This window comes from Bradyrhizobium roseum (assembly GCF_030413175.1).
Taxonomy (GTDB): Bacteria; Pseudomonadota; Alphaproteobacteria; order Rhizobiales; family Xanthobacteraceae; genus Bradyrhizobium; species Bradyrhizobium roseum.
In genome coordinates this window covers 1404577-1420938 of the sequence record NZ_CP129212.1, presented here as the reverse complement: position 1 = coordinate 1420938, position 16362 = coordinate 1404577, and the positions used below count along the sequence as shown (strand labels likewise).

Here is a 16362-nt window from a genome sequence, read left to right as displayed (position 1 = left end):
ATGTTCAGGCTCGTTAAAACGTTTGCACTGGCCGCCTGCGTCGCGGCGCTCGCATCACCCGCAGCGGCGCAGACCAAGTGGAACCTCCCGGCAGCCTACCCGGCGGACAATCCGCATTCGGTGAACCTGCTCGCGTTCGCCAAGGACGTCGGCGACGCGACCGGCGGCAAGCTGCAGATCACCGTGCATACGGCCGCCTCGCTGTTCAAGGCACCGGAGATCAAGCGCGCGGTCGCCACCGGGCAGGCGCAGGCCGGCGAAGTCCTGATCTCGCTGCATGAGAACGAAGATCCGATGTTCGGCATCGACGTCGTCCCGTTCATGGCGACAAGCTACCCGGCCGCCAAGAAGCTGTGGCTGGCGTCGAAACCATCAGTCGAAAAGAAGCTCGCCTCGCAGGGCCTGATGCTGCTGTTCGCGGTGCCGTGGGGGCCGCAGGGCATCTACGCCAAGAAGGACATCAACACGCTGGAGGACATGAAAGGCCTGAAGTGGCGCGCCTACAATGTCGGCACCTCGCGCATCGCCGAACTGGTCGGCGCGCAGCCGGTCACCATCCAGGCGGCGGAACTGCCGCAGGCGCTGGCGACCGGCGTGGTCAACGCGTTCATGACCTCGGGCTCGACCGGCTACGACAGCAAGGCTTGGGAGAGCATGACGCACTTCTATGATACCCAGGCCTGGATTCCGAAGAACGTCACCTTCGTGAACAAGGCGGCGTTCGACGCGCTCGACAAGCCGACCCAGGACGCGATCCTCAAGGCGGCGGCGGTCGCCGAGGAGCGCGGCTGGAAGCTCGCGGAAGAAAAAGCCAAGTGGTATCTTGAACAGCTTCAGGCCAACAAGATGAAGGTGCTGCCGCCGCCTGCCGCGTTGAAGACGGGTCTTGAGAAGGTCGGCGAGCAGTTGACCGCCGACTGGCTGAAGAAGGCCGGCGCGGACGGTGAAGCCGTGATCGCGGCCTACAAGAAGTAGAACGATCGCTACTCGGGTGGCGTCCGGCATTCGATGGCCGGACGCCACGTTACCCGGCTTCGACACAGGCTTTCATGATCCCATCGATCTCGGCGCGCGAGAGAACGCCGAGTTCGGCAATGAAGACGATCCGTGTCCGCGGCACCCCGGCCGCGAGCGTTCCGCCCGGCGCCAGCGTCGCTCGGCCGCCGGCGAGCTGAAACACCGTCAGCCGGCCGGGCTGCTCCACTGTCTCGAACAATCCCTTTGCGCGGGCGAGTTTCGGTGCCAGCCGGCCGATCGCCTGCTGCAGGCGCGGCAGCGACACCGGCCGCTCCGACGTCCAGCTCAGCGTCTCGAACCGGTCCACCGCCGGCCGGCGCGGCCCGACCTCGCGCGGCGCCGGCACGCGGTCGACATCCGCCGGGAACAGCAATGCTGCGGGCACTTCGCCATGCAGCGCATCGACCACCACCGCCGCCGGACGCTGCGCGCGGATCACATCGCACAGTTTTGCGCGGGCCGCTGCGTCGACGAGGTCCATCTTGCTGAGAGCCACCACGTCGGCGGCCCGCAATTGAGAGCGCAGCAGCGCATCGTTCAACTTCTCCGCATCCGTCGTAGCGTCGACCACGCACAGCACGGTTTCCAGCGGCGCTTCCTGCCAGATCAGGGGATCCATCAGGTTGCGCACGATATCGGCGGGATCGGCGATCCCTGAGGTTTCGATCACGATGAATTCCGGCCGCGGCTCGCGCCGCAGCAGCGTGGCGAGCGTGCGCAGCAGATCGCCCTCCAGCGAGCAGCAGATGCAGCCGTTGCTGAGGCTGACCACGCCGTCGCTGGCGCCCGCGATCAGCTCCGCATCGATGTTGATCGCGCCGAAATCATTGACCACGGCGGCGATCCGCCGCCCCTCGGCATGCGCCAGCAGGTGGTTCACAACCGTGGTCTTGCCCGCCCCGAGAAACCCGGTGACCAGCAGGATGGGGACCGGCAACGTCACGCCTCGGCGACGGGCCGGCGCACCGGCCGGCCGGGCCGCGCCGCCACATCGAGCACGCCATCCGATATCAGCGGATGGCCGCTGACCACCAGATGCCGTACGCCCTCCGACGGGCGGTTCATCGCCGTGAACGTTGCCCGGTCGCTCAGCGTCTCGAAATCGAACACGACGATATCGGCGTCCGCGCCCGCCTGAAGCCTGCCCTTGGCGCGCATCGCGGGCGTGCTGTGGGCAAGAATCTCCGCCGGAATCAGCGCGCATTTGCGGATGCCATCCAACAGCGACACTTTCTTGCGCTCGCGCACCCATTCGCGGATGAAGCGGGTGAAACAGCCGGCCGAGCGCGGATGCGAGGTGACGTCGTCGGGCAGCGGCCAGGCGTCGCCGGTGTAGGCGCTGCCGTCCGGCAGCGACCAGGGCATCGCGTCGGAGGCGATCGCCCCGCCGGGATACAGCACCGCCATGTCCAGCAGATCGCGATGGTGCGGGTTGTTCTCGATATCCAGCACATGCCACAGCACCAGTGTGGACGGCTCCTCCGCCTGCGCCGCCAATAATTCCTTGCGGTCGCGAAAGCGATGCCCGTCGGTGACGCGCTGCACCGAATCGTAGCCGAGGCCGTTGCGCGCCTCGAACTCGGGATCGCTGAAGAAGGCGGCTGCCAGTACCGTCGAGCCGGTGCCGTAGGGATAGGCCTCCACCGTGATCGGCAGGCCTTGCGCCTGCGCCTTGGCGATCAGCACGGCACAACGCTCGATGTCGGTCTTGCTGGACGAATTGAAGTGGCAGATGTGCATGTGCGCGCCGGTGGCCCCGGCATAGCCGATCAGGCGGATATAGGCTTCGGCCGCGCTTTCCGGATCGATGCGGGACATGTAGGCGACGTGGGTGAAGGTCGGCACATCCTGCGCCGCCGCGAGCTGGCACACCGCGGTCAGTTCCTGCACGCCGGCGCCCGGCGCATAGGCGTTGAGGATGCCGATGCCGATGCCGCCCTCGTTGAGCCCGATGGCGAGACGGTCGAGAATGCCGGCCACCTCGGCGTCGCTGGCGATGTTGTCGATCCAGCGCCGGTCGCGCATGGCGTTGCCGAACGCCTCCAGCGAGCTTTCGGCGTTGGAGCCGGTCATTGCGCCGATCCGCGCAAACGCCCAGTTGGCGGCGGCGCCGTAGTTCAGCACGCGCCCCTTGGCGGCCTGGCGGTTGTACCAGGATGCGACCGGCAGCACGCCCGCCTCGAGGTCGAGCGTCGTCGTGATGCCGTCGAACGCCTGCATGCGGTCGGCCGGGATCGACTGGCCATGGGCATGCAGATCGATGAAGCCGGGAGCGACCACGAGGCCGGTTGCGTCGATCACCCGCTCGGCGCCGCCGAGCCCGGTACCGACGGCGGAGATCTTGCCATCCAACACCGCCACATCCCCGATCGCGTCCATCCCGCTCGCCGGGTCCACGATCCGGCCGCCACTGATCACCAAACCACCCATCTCATTCTCCACAGCAAAAACTTTAGGCAGGGCCGGCGGCAGCGCCGTGGCACGCAGACCGGCCACGTGCCGGCAGCCAATAGAGACAGATTTTCGGGCCGGCGACCACCTCCGCCGATGCCGACGCATCATGCGCGGCAGACGTCTTTTCCGGTCATCATCGTGTTGGGCGCAACCTGCCTGATCGCCGCGCTGCGCCGCTCCGGGCCTGCCGCGCGATTGCAAGTTCTCGTCCCATGATGCAGGTTGCTGCCGATGCGCAGCGTCTATTTCGTTCTTGGCCTTCTCTTCATCGCCCTTGGTTTCATCGGCGCATTCCTGCCGGTGCTCCCGACGACGCCGTTCCTCATCCTCGCCACCGCCTGCTTTGCACGATCCTCACCGCGGCTGGAAAACTGGCTGCTCTCGCATCCCCGTTTCGGGGCGTCGTTGCGCGCGTGGCGGGAACGCGGCGCTATCCCGCTGCGGGCCAAACTGCTGGCCGTTACAGGCATCAGCACCGGATTTTTGCTGTTCTGGCTTGGCAGCGCGCCCGGCCCGATCCTGATGGCAAGCGTCGGCGTCTTCATGCTGGTGGGCTTGGTCTACGTCCTTAGCAGACCATCGGCCTGACGATGCCGCGCATCTCCTGACTGAGGCGACGGGATCGCTCGAAGACTTCAGCCTTGGAGCTGAGTGCTTTCACTCGCCTCGTCCGCTGACGAAGCGGCCGCCGTTCCGGCGCCAGCCGGGGCGACCCAGCGCTGGATGGCCTGGAACAGGGTATGCGGCTGTATCGGCTTGGTCACGTAGTCGTTCATTCCGGCGGCGAGATAGATTTCCCGCTGGCCGACGATGGCGTTTGCCGTCAACGCGACGATTGGAAGGCTCGATTGCCGTCCGGGCAGCGCGCGAATCGCCCGCGTCGCGGAGATGCCGTCCATCTCCGGCATGTTAATGTCCATCAGGACAATATCGTATGTGTCTTTCGTAACCGCGGCCACGGCTTGCAAGCCGTTCGTGACCATCTGCACCTCGAAGTTCTGCTTCTTGAGCAGGCTCGATATCAACGTTGCGATGATGGGACTGTCTTCGGCGACCAGCACCTTGATGGAACGATCGAGGTCCGGCACGAGGGAAGGCGCGTCGGCGATACGGGGCGAGCCGATCCCACATCGCGCCGTGAACCAGAACCTGCTGCCTTTGCCCGAATGGCTGTCGACGCCGATGGCTCCCCCCATGAGGCCGCAGAGCTGCTTGCAGATCGCCAATCCCAATCCGCTGCCACCGTACTTTCGCGAGACGGAAGTATCGGCCTGAACGAACGGATTGAAAAGCTGCAGCTGCGTCTCCGGGCCGATACCGATGCCGGTGTCGGTGACCTCGATCCGCAACTCCACCTGGTCGTCCGCCAACGATTGATGAGAGACTTCTATGCCGATGCGGCCGGCGTCCGTGAACTTGATGGCGTTGTTGACCAGATTGAGCAGAACCTGGCGTATGCGATTGCCGTCCCCCTTCAGCCAATGCGGAAGGCCGTCCGCAACGGCGATCGAGAGCTCCAGTCCCTTGTCGCGCGCCTTTGACGTCATGAGCGAGGCAACGCCCTTGACCACGTGGACGATATCGAACTCGATGAACTCCGGCGAAATTCGCCCGGCTTCCAGTTTCGAAAAGTCCAGAATGTCGTTGACCACGTTGAGAAGCCCGTCGGACGACTCCTTGGCCAGCGCGGTGAAACGCTCCTGCTCCAGGCTCAACGGCGTCTCGCGGAGCAACTCGATCATCCCGACCATGCCGCTCAACGGCGTCCGGATTTCGTGGCTCATCATCGCCAGGAAATCGGACTTGGCCCGGCTGGCTGCCTCTGCCGCGTCCTTTGCCTTGACGAGGTCTTCCGACGTTTCCAGCAATTCCCGCTTTTGCATCTCGAGATCGGCTCGAATCCGCTCGAGATCTCCGAGCTTCTGCTCCAGCGCGGTCTGGACTTGCTTGAACTCGGTGATGTCGGTTCTCAGGCCGACGGTGCCGCCGTCGGATGTCTTGTGGTCGACGAACTGGATCCACCGGCCCATATCATTCATGCGCTCCACGGCTTTGCTGCCGGCATAATGCCATGCCTTCGTGCGCGCGAGCCATTCTTCAGCGTCGGCGTCGAGTTTGCCGAACAAGTCCAGCCGCAATGCGGCGCGCAGCACCTCGTCATACTGCATTCCAGGCGTCAGGACGCGTGCGAGTTCGGGAAACATTTCCCTGAAATGGCTGTTCGCCAGCACGAAGCGATCTTCGCGGTCATAGAGTATGAAACCCTGAGCCAACGACTCGATGGCGTCGACGAGCCGGGCCTGGGACTCCTCGGCGACGGCTTCCGCTTGCTTCCGTTCCGTCAAGTCCAGCACGATGCCGAAGGTGCCGCTGCGCTCCTTGTCAAAAGCAGATTGAGGATCGCTTTCGATCCGCACCCATCGAATGCTTCCATCGGGACGGACCCAGCGATGCTCGTGCATATAGGGCTTTCCCGTCGATCGCGCCTCGGAGCGCTCGACAAGGTAGCCCTGCAGGTCCTCGGGATGGATCAGCGAAAGTAAGGTGTCGAACGGCACCGGCGAGATGGGAGGAATTCCCGCGATGTCGAACAATTGCGGAGACCAGATTGCATATTTTCCCGATTCATTGGACGACCAGTGACCCAGCTTCCCTACCCGCTGGGCATCGAGCAGGAGGCGGCTGCTTCGCTCCAGCTCCCGGTTCTGCCGCTCCAGCAGCATTTCGGAATGACGCATCCTGCGCATCTTCCGGACCAGCACCATCAGCAGAAGGGTGATGCCTGCAGCCGCGCCGATGGCGCCGACCGTCACCAGGATGGCATCGCGACGCCAGGAACCGAGCACCTCCTCCTTTGTAAGCGCCGCCGAAACGGCCAGCGGAAACTCGGGTACGGCGTTGAGGGCCACATATTGCATCTTTCCATCGACGCCCTCGGCCCACACCTCCTTTCGCTCCAGTGCGCCCGGATCGGCCGTCTCGCGCCATCGCCTTCCGACGATTTCACCGACCATGCTTTCGATCAACGGGTATCGCACCAGCATCATTCCGTCGTTCCGCAGCAACGCAATCGACCCGCCTTCGCCGAGCGACACCGAAGCGTAGAAATCCTCGAAATGCTTCAGCCGCACCGCCGCCTGCGCCACGCCGAGAAACACGCCATTCTTGTCGGAGAGGCGGCGCGCCAGATAGAGCGTCCAGGCGCCGTCAAGCTTGTTCCTGACCGGCTGGCTGACAAACAAGCCTCCACCCGCATTGTCGCGGAGATACTTGAATTGCTCGCGGTGGGCCAGCGACATTGCGGGCACGGGCCAGGCTTGCGAGCTGTTGCTGTAGTCACCTTCGGCATTGATCAGGATGAGATTGGCGACTTGCGGAAGGTTCACAACCTCTCCGGCCATGTATTCGTGCAATCCCTTGCCGGTGAGATCCTGTCCGGTGAGCGCCTCTCCGGCAGATGCCGAGGCGACGCGGTCGATCACCCCCTTGAGGACGAGATCGACGGACTGAAAGGAGCGCGACGTCTGTTCCGCGATCACGAGCGCGACCCGATCGAGGCCTGCTCGCGTCTCTTTCTCTACCCGGTCATGCAGGTTCCAGATCGCGGTTCCGGCCGCGACGACCGACAGCACCATCAGAAAAGCCGCGACGATCATCGGCAGATAAGGTACGATGGCATCCTTTGACGATCGAGCCGCCGCAACGCCAGCCTGCCCGGGTAGTTCGTGAGCCATCATGCCGGCTTCCCGGTTCGGAGCGGGAGCGCCGCGGTGGTCTGTGCGATGATCTCGACGAGCAGCGGCATGGTCCGGTCTATGTCCGCGATCGAAGGCAGGTCGAGTTCAATCGCGCGGGCAACTTCCGCCAGCCTCGCAGCGCCAAAACTGCTCGCAGCCCCCTTCAGGACATGCGCAGCACGCCGCGCCTCGTCGAGTTCCGCCGACTTGACAGCCGCCTCGATTGCCGCGAGCGCGTGGCGAGCGGCAAGCGGCAACTCCGACAGCATTGCAGCCAGTTCGTCCGGTTCGAGCGCTTCGCGAAGCAGGCCGATCTGTTCGTCATCAAGCAACGAGATATTTTCTAACCGGTCGAGCATGTTGATTTTTCTTGTTTCGTCAGGTGGAATTCCGCCTGGCTCGACGAACGATCACCTGAAAGCGCAGATTGCTTGCTGGAACCCGGTAAGGGACCGCCCCGCCGATCGACGCACACGATCGTCGTATCGTCGGGCAACATCACCGCGTCCGTGATGCCCGTTACGCGACACAGCCCGTCGATGACCTCGCCCGGGGCAAGATCGGAGTGGCAGGCATCGACCGCCTCGACGAGGCCCGGTTCTCCGATCCGGTTTCCGGATGAGCCCGCGAATTCAGGCAACCCGTCGCTGAACAACAGCAGCCGCGAGCCCGGCTCGAACGCATGAATCCGCTGCTCATACTGGATGCCGGGCGCAATCCCCAACGGAACCCCTGCGATCTCGAAAAGACGGGACGGTCCCTCGACACCAGCCGCGATGATCGGTGGCGGAGATCCCGCGGAAGCGATCCGCAACATTCCCGCCGCATGATCGACGACCGCGTAAAGGAAGGTGGCGAATTGCCCGCGCGGCAGCAGATGGGTCAGCCGCTCATTGAGCATCGACAGCAGCCGCGACGGATCGTGATGCAGCGATCTGTATTCGTGAATCAGCGCGTGCAGGCGGAACGTATTCAGCGCCGCCGTCACGCCGTGGCCGGTGAAGTCGGCGACAAAAACCCCGAAGCTGGTTTCGTCGATCGGTAACAGGCCCCAGAGGTCGCCGCCGATCTCCGAGGAAGACCGGCTGAACGAAGCCAATCTGAGCCCCGTGGAGGACGCCAACGCCTGCTGGACTTCCGGCGATGGAAGCAGCTCGAGCTGCATGCGGCGGGCGGCGTCGAGTTCGAGCGACGTGCGCTCGCGGTACTCGCGCAACTCCTGCAGCAATTCCCGCCGCTCAAGATGCACGATGACACGCGCGATCAGTTCGGATGGGTTGATGGGTTTGGACAGGAAATCGGAAGCGCCGGCGGCGAACAGGTTCCCCATCTCTCGCCGGTTGACCGTGGCGGTCTGGACCAGAATAGGAATATCGACGGAATCGGGATGCGCGCGCGCCTTCTGGCAGACTTCCAGCCCGCCGATATCGGGCATCTGCATGTCCAGCAATACGAGGTCCGGGCGAAACGAATAGAGCAGCTCCAGCGCCGCCCTTCCGCCCTCGGCGACCTTCAGATTCCTGAAATTCTGCTTCTGAAGAATGCCGACGAGCAGACGGCGGCTGAGCGGATCGTCGTCGGCGATCAGTATCTTGGCATCGCGAATGCCGTTGCTTACGGCGTTGTCCACCGCACCGGCCCGCAACAGCGTCTCGGCAGGACCTTGTGTCATATGCGAAAGCCCAGCTTGATGGCCCTGCCGCCGTGAAGCAGGACGACGCGGTCGCAGATCGTTTCCAGGATGGACAGCCCACGGCCTCTGCCGACCGGACTGTCGCCAATCGTTTCGCTCAACGAGGGCACAGCTGCCTTGTCATAACCGTCGCCGCTGTCTCGAATGACGACATAGAGCATCTTCGAGTTCCAGAGCGCATCGACTCGAACCATGCCGCCGGCAACCTCGGGAAGCGCCAGCTTGCGCTCGATCGACTCGTGGAATTCGACGAAGCGTTCCAGGTTGTCGCGCAAACCCGCTTCGATCCGGAGATTTCCGTGCAGGACGGCGTTCATCACCGCCTCCTGAGTCGCGGTGTAGATTCGGTCGTGCAGATCGTTAGAGAGCGTCGTCCGACTCTCGATAGCCTCGACGAATGCCCTGCTGATGTGATGCCGGTAAGCCGACTTGGTCGTTACCAGGAGGCTGAGGTGCCCCATGATCCGGTGACGTGGCTCGGCGATCTGACACTCGTCGGCCAGGTCGGCCTCGATACATTGCGTCGCAGGCGGCGAAAGCGCCGATATCAATGAGCTACTGGAACCGCCGTCCCAATAGGTCAGTCTCGGCCCTTTAGGAGCCGAAGCCGTCGATATGATCGCCTGTCCTTCCGGCGCCATGTCGTGTCTCTACTCTTCGACCGCAAACAGCGTGTCGAACTTGGTCAGTCCGAACATCCGCTTGACCTGGCCACCCGGGCTGCGCAGGACCAGCTTGCGGCCGGCCTTGTCGGCGACATCCCTGGCCAGCAGCAGCATGCCCAGGCCCGCCGAATCGATGAATTCGAGCTTGGCGAGGTCCATGGTGACAAACTGGTCCGTGCCGCCGAACAGGCGATCCGTCATGGTCTTGAAAGCGACATGGTCGGTGAACGTGAGGTCACCGGTCATCCGAACGCACGCATCATTTCCGACAAACTCAAACTGCATTGATACCTCCTAGAACAACTCGACATCACCACTCACCGCCGGCCCATCGTGCGCCGACGCATCTTGAACTTCGCAAAGCTGCTTTCCATCGAGGACCTGAGCAACGAAGCGAGCACGCAAATCACTCATCTTGATATTGTCCAGCAGCCCCTTGACCCACTCCACGTCGGACCCGGACTCGCCCGACAATTCCGGAACGACGGCCTTGGTCCTGCCTTTGGTGTCCTCCAGCGCCTGGCCGATGACCTGAAGCGTATCGACGACATGCTCGAGGCGCTGTCTGGTGCGGTCCTGAAACTGGATTCCCGTGACCATGCCGTCGACGTCAGCGGAGATCAGGCTGGCCTCCCGGACGGCATCGGCGACGATGGAACTGAGGTTGTCGCTCCGGTTGACCAGGGCGGCCAGCAGCACTTCCAGGCGGTCCTTCGCCATGATGTTTTCGGACATGTCGATGGTCGCGACGCGTTGCAGCGTCGCCTGACCTTCGATGATGCCGGTCGTCACCGTTTTGATTTCGGCCTTCATTTCCCGCGAAAGGCTTTCCGTCGCCTTCGACAATTCCTGCACCTCACCGGCAACCACGCGAAATGCCATGCCGGCTGTGCCCGCGCGCTCGGCCTCGATCCTCGCATTCAGGGCGAGCATGTTGGTCGTCTTGTTGATGCGGTTCAGATTGACGGTGCATTTTTCGATCTGCACGACGTTCTTGCTCAAATCGTCCAGCGCGTAGACCATTGCCATCGAATCCTTCGACAGCATCAAGATCTTCGCGACGACATCGCTGAGCGTCTCCTCGAGCAATCCGGCGATACTTTCGATCGGTACCTGCTCGCCGTCGACCTCGATTCCCTTTGCAAGATTGGTCAGGCTTTCGACCCGGGCCGTCTGCTGCTCCGCGCTGGTAGCGAGCCGCTGAAACCGGCCACTCAATGCCTCCGCCTCGGTTTCGACAAACGTCGACGTGCCGGTAATTTCCGATATCAGCGCTTCAATGACGCGCTGCTGCATGCTGGCGAGCGACATCCAGCGCTGCAGCAGCGCCGTTTGATCGTCCGGCGCTTGCGGCACTTCCGCCGTCTGCGGCACGCCGGCCATGTCGGGCACGGGCACGGCTTCCGCAGCAACTCCACCACGCAACACACTCAACATCGCTACACCCGTACGCCCCGTCCCCGGCAATTGTGCAGAACCTCCGCCGGAATCTTGCCCAGCGGCAGTTCGACTTCGGTAGCGCCGCATTCCCTGGCAGCCTTTGGCATGCCGTAGACGACGCAGGTGGCCTCATCCTGCCCGATCGTCGGCGCACCGGCCTGGCGCATCTCGAGCAAGCCCGCCGCCCCATCCCTGCCCATGCCGGTCAGGATGACGCCGATCGCGTTCGCGCCGGCGGCCTTGGCCACCGAACGGAACAGCACGTCCACCGAGGGACGATGACCGGAGACCAGTGGCTGCTCGTGAACCCGACACATGTAGTTGGCGCCGCTTCGCGTTAATTCCAGGTGGTAGCCGCCCGGCGCGATGTAGGCGTGACCCGGCAGCACCCGCTCGCCGTCGCGGGCCTGGCTGACGCCCACGGCGCAGCAATGGTCCAGCCTGTTCGCGAACGACGCGGTGAACATCGCGGGCATGTGCTGCGTAATCAGAATGGCCGGCGCGTCCGGAGGAAACGCCGTGAGGAACTCCTGCAATGCCTCCACGCCGCCGGTAGAGGCGCCCACGGCGATGATCTTCTCCGACGAATTGAACGATGCCGCCGACGGCAGCCGCGCGGCCTGCGGCTTTTCCGCCGCGCGCGGCCGGACCTTGGCCGAAGCGGCCATCTTGACCTTGGCAACGATTTCCTCAGCCAGGGTCGAAAGCCCGCCGACCAGCCCGATGGCGGGCTTGGCCACGTAATCGACGGCCCCCATTTCGAGCGCCTTCAGCGCAGTCTCGGCACCCTTCTGGGTGAGCGACGAAATCATCACGACGGGCATCGGGCGCAGCGCCATGATCTTTTCCAGGAAGGAAAGCCCGTCCATTTGCGGCATCTCGATATCGAGCGTCAGTACGTCGGGATTGAGCGTCTTGATCATGTCCCTGGCGATGAGCGGGTTGGGCGCCGCACCGACCACCTCGATCGCGGGATCGCTCGAAAGCATTTCGGTCAGCACCTTGCGCACGAACGCAGAGTCGTCGACGATCAACACGCGTATGGCGGTCATGGCGTAATGCCTCAGAACAGTTCGGCCGAACCCGCCGCGGGCTCGACTTCGATCTTGTGTTTATAGGTGTGCTCGCTGCGAACGACCTCTTCCTGCTCGGAACGTTGTAGTTCCAGCAACATCACCTTGCCGGTGGCCGGAAAGTAGTGAACCCGCCGTGGAAGATTGCCGCGCAAATGGCGGGCGGCGATCGGAAGGCCTTCCGCGGCCAGGTATTCCTCGACGAACTCGGCGTTGCGATGCCCGATATTGGTGGTGCCGTTCATGACGTTGCCGCCACCGAACACCTTGATCTCGAGCCGATCGCGCGCGCCGCCGCGCTTGAGGATGTCGTTGATCAGCCGTTCCATCGCGACGTTGCCGTACCGCATGCTGGCCGAGGCTGTATCCCAGCCGGCACCGGCGGATTCAGGCAGCATGAAATGATTCATGCCGCCGACGCCGGCCAGCGGATCGCGAATGCACGCGGTGACGCAGGAGCCGAGGATCGTCACCAGCATTTCATCGACAACCGACGTGACGTAGTGATCGCCGGGAAACACCTTTACCGCAACGGCATCGAAGCGCGGATCGCGGTATTTGCGCGAACCCGTGGCCGAAGCATTCTCGCCGTCGGGCCGCTGCTTTTCATGCGCTGTTCTTCGTACGGTCATTTGGTCCTGCGGTAAATCGTCCGTCCGACCAGGTCGAACCGATCGGTGACATTGAGCAGGCTCTCGGAATGCCCGATGAACAGCCAGCCGTCAGGCTTCAGAATATCGGCATAACGGTCGAACAGCTTGCGCTGCGTCGGCTTGTCGAAATAGATCACGACGTTGCGGCAGAAGATGATGTCGAACGGCCCCTTCATTGGCCATTTCTGCAGCAGGTTGAGCGGCGCGAAGGTGATGAGCGAGCAGAGCTCGTCGTTCATCTGCGCCTTTCCTCCCGAAAGCTCCGTGACGAATCGCTTGCGCGCAGACGACGGCACGGCTTCCAGCCGCTCGGCGTCGTAGACCCCCGCTGCGGCGTGTGCCACGACGTTGGTGTCGAGATCGGTGGCGAGGATCTTGACGTCCCAGCCGGTCTGTATCGAAGGCTGCTCGCGCAGCGTCATCGCGATCGTATAGGGCTCTTCTCCGGTCGAGCATCCGGCCGACCAGATGCGCAGGCGGCGCTGATCTCCCGCGTCCTGCACGATCTTCGGCAGGATCGTTCTGGTGAGATAGGTGAAGTGATGCGGCTCGCGGAAAAAACTGGTGTGGTTCGTGGTGATGGCATTGATCAAATTGGAACGCTCTTCATCGCCGGCCGGCGTTTCGAGCAGATTGCAATATTGCCGGAAATCCTCCATTCCGAGCGCGCGCAACCGCCGTCCAAGGCGCCCCTGGATGAACGGACGCTTCTTTTCGCTGAGTACAATGCCGGCCGTATTCATGACCAGTTCGACGATCTTGCGAAAGTCCTTGTCCCGAAGCTCGTATTCCTGTTGCACGGTCACTTTACACACCTAAAGTTCGAAGCCGCCGGTTCCTCCATGGACGAACCGGCGGCGTTCAGATCAGAATTCCTTCCAGTTCGCATCGTCCGCGCCGACCGCTTTCCGCCGCGGCGCAGGTTCCTCCTCGATCTTGGGCTTGCGGGCGGCTTCAAGCCTGGGCGTTGCCGACCGAGCCGCGCTGACATTCGATATCGGCTCCTTGGCCGACCGCAGCGAGCGGTCGACGACGGGGTTGCCGGTCAGCTTGCCGGCATTTCTCGACGGGGGCGCGCCGCGTTCGAATTCCTCGGACAACATGAACTGCCCGACCATCTCCGCCATGGCGCCGGTCTGGTCTTCCATGGACTTGGCGGCAGCCGCCGCTTCCTCCACCAGAGCCGCGTTCTGCTGTGTGACCTTGTCCATCTGCGTCACGGCATTGTTGACCTGCTCGATGCCGCCGCGCTGTTCCTGCGATGCCGCCGAGATCTCGGCCATGATGTCGGTCACGCGTTTCACCGACTGGACGATCTCTTCCATCGTCTTGCCGGCGGTGTCGACCAGGCGCGAACCGGACTCGACCTTGGAAACCGAGTCCGAGATCAGGCCCTTGATCTCCTTGGCCGCGTTGGCGCTGCGCTGCGCCAGGTTGCGGACTTCGGCCGCGACGACGGCAAAGCCGCGCCCCTGATCGCCCGCCCGCGCCGCTTCCACCGCGGCGTTGAGCGCCAGAATGTTGGTCTGGAACGCGATTTCGTCGATCACGCCGATGATGTCGGCGATCTTGCGGCTCGCCTGCGTGATGCCGTCCATCGTCTGCACGACTTCGGCGACGACCGAGCCGCCCTTGACCGCGACATCGGAGGCCGACGAAGCCAGCTTGTTGGCCTGCTGGGCGTTCTCGGCGTTCTGGCGCACCGTCGCGGTGAGCTCTTCCATGCTCGCCGCGGTCTCTTCCAGGCTGGCCGCCTGCTCTTCGGTCCGCTGCGACAGGTCGGTATTGCCCGTGGCGATTTCGTTGGCGGCCGTACGCAGGGTCTGCGACGTCTCGGAAATGTCGCCGATCATCGATGACATCGTGTCGAGCAGGCCGTTGACGCCCTCGCACAGCGTGGCGATTTCGCCGTTCTTGCCTTCCAGCGGGATCCGGTGCCGCAGATCGTTCTCCTTGGCGGCGGTAACAACTTCCTGGGTCTGCGCGACGGCGGCCTGCAGCGCCTCGGATGCCTTGACCTGCGCGGTGATATCGGTGGCGTACTTCACGACCTTGAACGGCTTGCCGTCGAGGCCGAAGATCGGGTTGTAGCTCGCCTGGATCCAGATTTCCCTGCCACCCTTGGCGATACGCTTGTACTGGCCGGCGTCGTATTCGCCGCGACCGAGCTTGTCCCAGAACATGCGGTATTCCGGGCTCTGCCGATACCCCGGCTCGACGAACAGGGAGTGATGCGCGCCGGTGATTTCGGACCCGACATATCCCAGAGCGTTGAGGAAGTTGTCGTTCGCGCGCAGGATCTTGCCGTCGAGCGAGAACTCGATGACAGCCTGCGCCTTGTCGATGGCCGCAAGCTGTCCCTCGAAATCCGCCGATTGGAGACGCTGCGCGGTCACGTCGGTCGCAATCTTCACGATCTTCACGACGCGTCCGACTTCATCCTTGATCGGCGTGTAGACGGCCTGGATCCAGATATCCTTGCCGGTCTTCGTGATCCGCCTGAAGACATCGTTGGACGACTTGCCCGCGTTCAGATCAGCCCAGAACTGAGCGTATGCCGGCTTGCCGGAATCGACGGGATCCACGAACGTACGATGATGCTTGCCGGCGATTTCGCTGAGCTGGTACCCCAGCACGTTCAGAAAGTTCTGGTTGGCGGTGATGACGTTTCCGCCGGTGTCGAATTCGATGTAAGCGTAGTTCTCATCAATGGCGGCAAACAGCCCGCGCATGTTGTGGCGCTCGATCTCCGCTTCCGTGATGTCGTAGCGGACCCCGAGATAGCCCTTCGGCTTGCCGTTGTTGCCCATGATCGGTGCGATGACCGCGTCGACGTAATAGGGCGTACCGTCCTTCGCCCGGTTCTTGACGATACCGCGGAAAACCTTGCCGCGGCCGATCGTGCTCCACATGTCCTTGAAGACTTCCTTCGGCATGTCCGGATGGCGCGTCGTGTTGTGCCCCCGGCCGATCAGCTCTTCCTTGGGATATTTGGAGACTTCGAGGAACTTCTCGTTGACGGAGAGGATGTCACCCTTGAGATCCGCATACGACACGATGCTGGTCGTATCCATGATCTCGCTGCGAAGCTTCAGTTCCGCTTCATCGGCGATACGCTTCTGCGCGGAAGCCGTGACGTCCATGCCGACAGCAACGATATGGGTCGCCTTGCCGGCGCCATCCAGCACGGGCGCATAGCTTGCCTGCAACCAGACCTCGCTGTTGCCACGGCCGACCAGCCTGTACTGCCCGGCATCGGATTCGCCCCGGCCGAGCTTCGCCCAGAACGAACGATATTCGTCGCTCTGCTTGGTGGTCGCGTCCACCAGCATCGAATGATGCTGGTCGGCGATCTCCGTCGCCAGATAGCCGGTCGCCTTCAGGAAGTTTTCGTTGGCCCGGATGATTTTCCCGTCGAGGCTGAATTCCGCCACGATCTGCGACGCGTTGATCGCAGCCAACTCGGCGTTCTTCGCCGGACCCGCGGCCGCCCCGCTGGCCTTCTTGGCGCGCGGCTTTGCTTTCGGCTTGGCGACCTGACTTTCGAGTTCCTGGGCCGCTTGCTCGTCGAATTCGTGCATCATTTTCGTCGTCCTCGAGTGGAGTTCAAATTTTGAAAATTGCGGATAA

14 protein-coding genes are annotated in these 16362 nt (G+C 63.1%); 2 read left to right on the top strand and 12 right to left on the bottom strand.

Features of this window, described 5'->3' with window-relative positions:
* Positions 1-975, top strand: coding sequence for a TRAP transporter substrate-binding protein (locus QUH67_RS06660; RefSeq protein ID WP_300945878.1), 975 nt, complete (start codon positions 1-3; stop codon positions 973-975).
* 49 nt (positions 976-1024) lie between these two features.
* Here QUH67_RS06660 and QUH67_RS06655 read toward each other — a convergent pair whose 3' ends face one another.
* Both QUH67_RS06655 and QUH67_RS06650 read right to left on the bottom strand, forming a co-directional pair.
* Positions 1025-1954, bottom strand: coding sequence for a CobW family GTP-binding protein (locus QUH67_RS06655; RefSeq protein WP_300945877.1), 930 nt, complete (start codon positions 1952-1954; stop codon positions 1025-1027).
* A gap of 2 nt (positions 1955-1956) precedes the next feature.
* Entirely contained in the window at positions 1957-3447 is a 1491-nt protein-coding gene (locus tag QUH67_RS06650) for an amidohydrolase family protein (RefSeq protein ID WP_300945876.1), read from the bottom strand.
* 255 nt (positions 3448-3702) lie between these two features.
* On the opposite strand from QUH67_RS06650, the gene QUH67_RS06645 reads away from it, so the two are divergent.
* A complete protein-coding gene (locus QUH67_RS06645; protein ID WP_300945875.1) occupies positions 3703-4059 on the top strand; it encodes a YbaN family protein in 357 nt (118 codons plus the stop codon).
* Positions 4060-4106: 47 nt separating this feature from the next.
* Here the strand turns inward: QUH67_RS06645 and QUH67_RS06640 are convergent, their stop codons facing one another.
* The 10 genes from QUH67_RS06640 to QUH67_RS06595 form a co-directional block, all read right to left on the bottom strand.
* On the bottom strand, positions 4107-7208 hold the full coding sequence (locus QUH67_RS06640; protein WP_300945873.1) for an ATP-binding protein: 3102 nt from the start codon (positions 7206-7208) through the stop codon (positions 4107-4109).
* Entirely contained in the window at positions 7205-7567 is a 363-nt protein-coding gene (locus tag QUH67_RS06635; protein WP_300945871.1) for an Hpt domain-containing protein, read from the bottom strand. Before QUH67_RS06635 ends, QUH67_RS06640 begins: the two co-directional genes overlap by 4 nt.
* Positions 7552-8880, bottom strand: a complete 1329-nt coding sequence (locus QUH67_RS06630) for a PP2C family protein-serine/threonine phosphatase (RefSeq protein WP_300945870.1) — start codon at positions 8878-8880, stop codon at positions 7552-7554. Before QUH67_RS06630 ends, QUH67_RS06635 begins: the two co-directional genes overlap by 16 nt.
* Complete coding sequence (locus tag QUH67_RS06625; protein ID WP_300945869.1) at positions 8877-9542, bottom strand: ATP-binding protein; 666 nt, start codon at positions 9540-9542, stop codon at positions 8877-8879. The genes QUH67_RS06630 and QUH67_RS06625 overlap by 4 nt, the downstream gene beginning before the upstream one ends.
* A gap of 9 nt (positions 9543-9551) precedes the next feature.
* Entirely contained in the window at positions 9552-9851 is a 300-nt protein-coding gene (locus QUH67_RS06620; RefSeq protein ID WP_300945868.1) for an STAS domain-containing protein, read from the bottom strand.
* A gap of 9 nt (positions 9852-9860) precedes the next feature.
* Positions 9861-11093: a methyl-accepting chemotaxis protein gene (locus QUH67_RS06615; protein ID WP_300945867.1), complete on the bottom strand. Its 1233-nt coding sequence runs from the start codon at positions 11091-11093 to the stop codon at positions 9861-9863.
* A complete protein-coding gene (locus QUH67_RS06610; protein ID WP_300945866.1) occupies positions 11006-12058 on the bottom strand; it encodes a protein-glutamate methylesterase/protein-glutamine glutaminase in 1053 nt (350 codons plus the stop codon). Before QUH67_RS06610 ends, QUH67_RS06615 begins: the two co-directional genes overlap by 88 nt.
* 11 nt (positions 12059-12069) lie before the next feature.
* On the bottom strand, positions 12070-12711 hold the full coding sequence (cheD, locus tag QUH67_RS06605; protein WP_300945864.1) for a chemoreceptor glutamine deamidase CheD: 642 nt from the start codon (positions 12709-12711) through the stop codon (positions 12070-12072).
* Entirely contained in the window at positions 12708-13532 is an 825-nt protein-coding gene (locus QUH67_RS06600; protein WP_300947959.1) for a CheR family methyltransferase, read from the bottom strand. Before QUH67_RS06600 ends, cheD begins: the two co-directional genes overlap by 4 nt.
* Before the next feature lie 66 nt (positions 13533-13598).
* On the bottom strand, positions 13599-16316 hold the full coding sequence (locus tag QUH67_RS06595; protein ID WP_300945863.1) for a methyl-accepting chemotaxis protein: 2718 nt from the start codon (positions 16314-16316) through the stop codon (positions 13599-13601).
* Between the last annotated feature and the right edge of the window lie 46 nt (positions 16317-16362).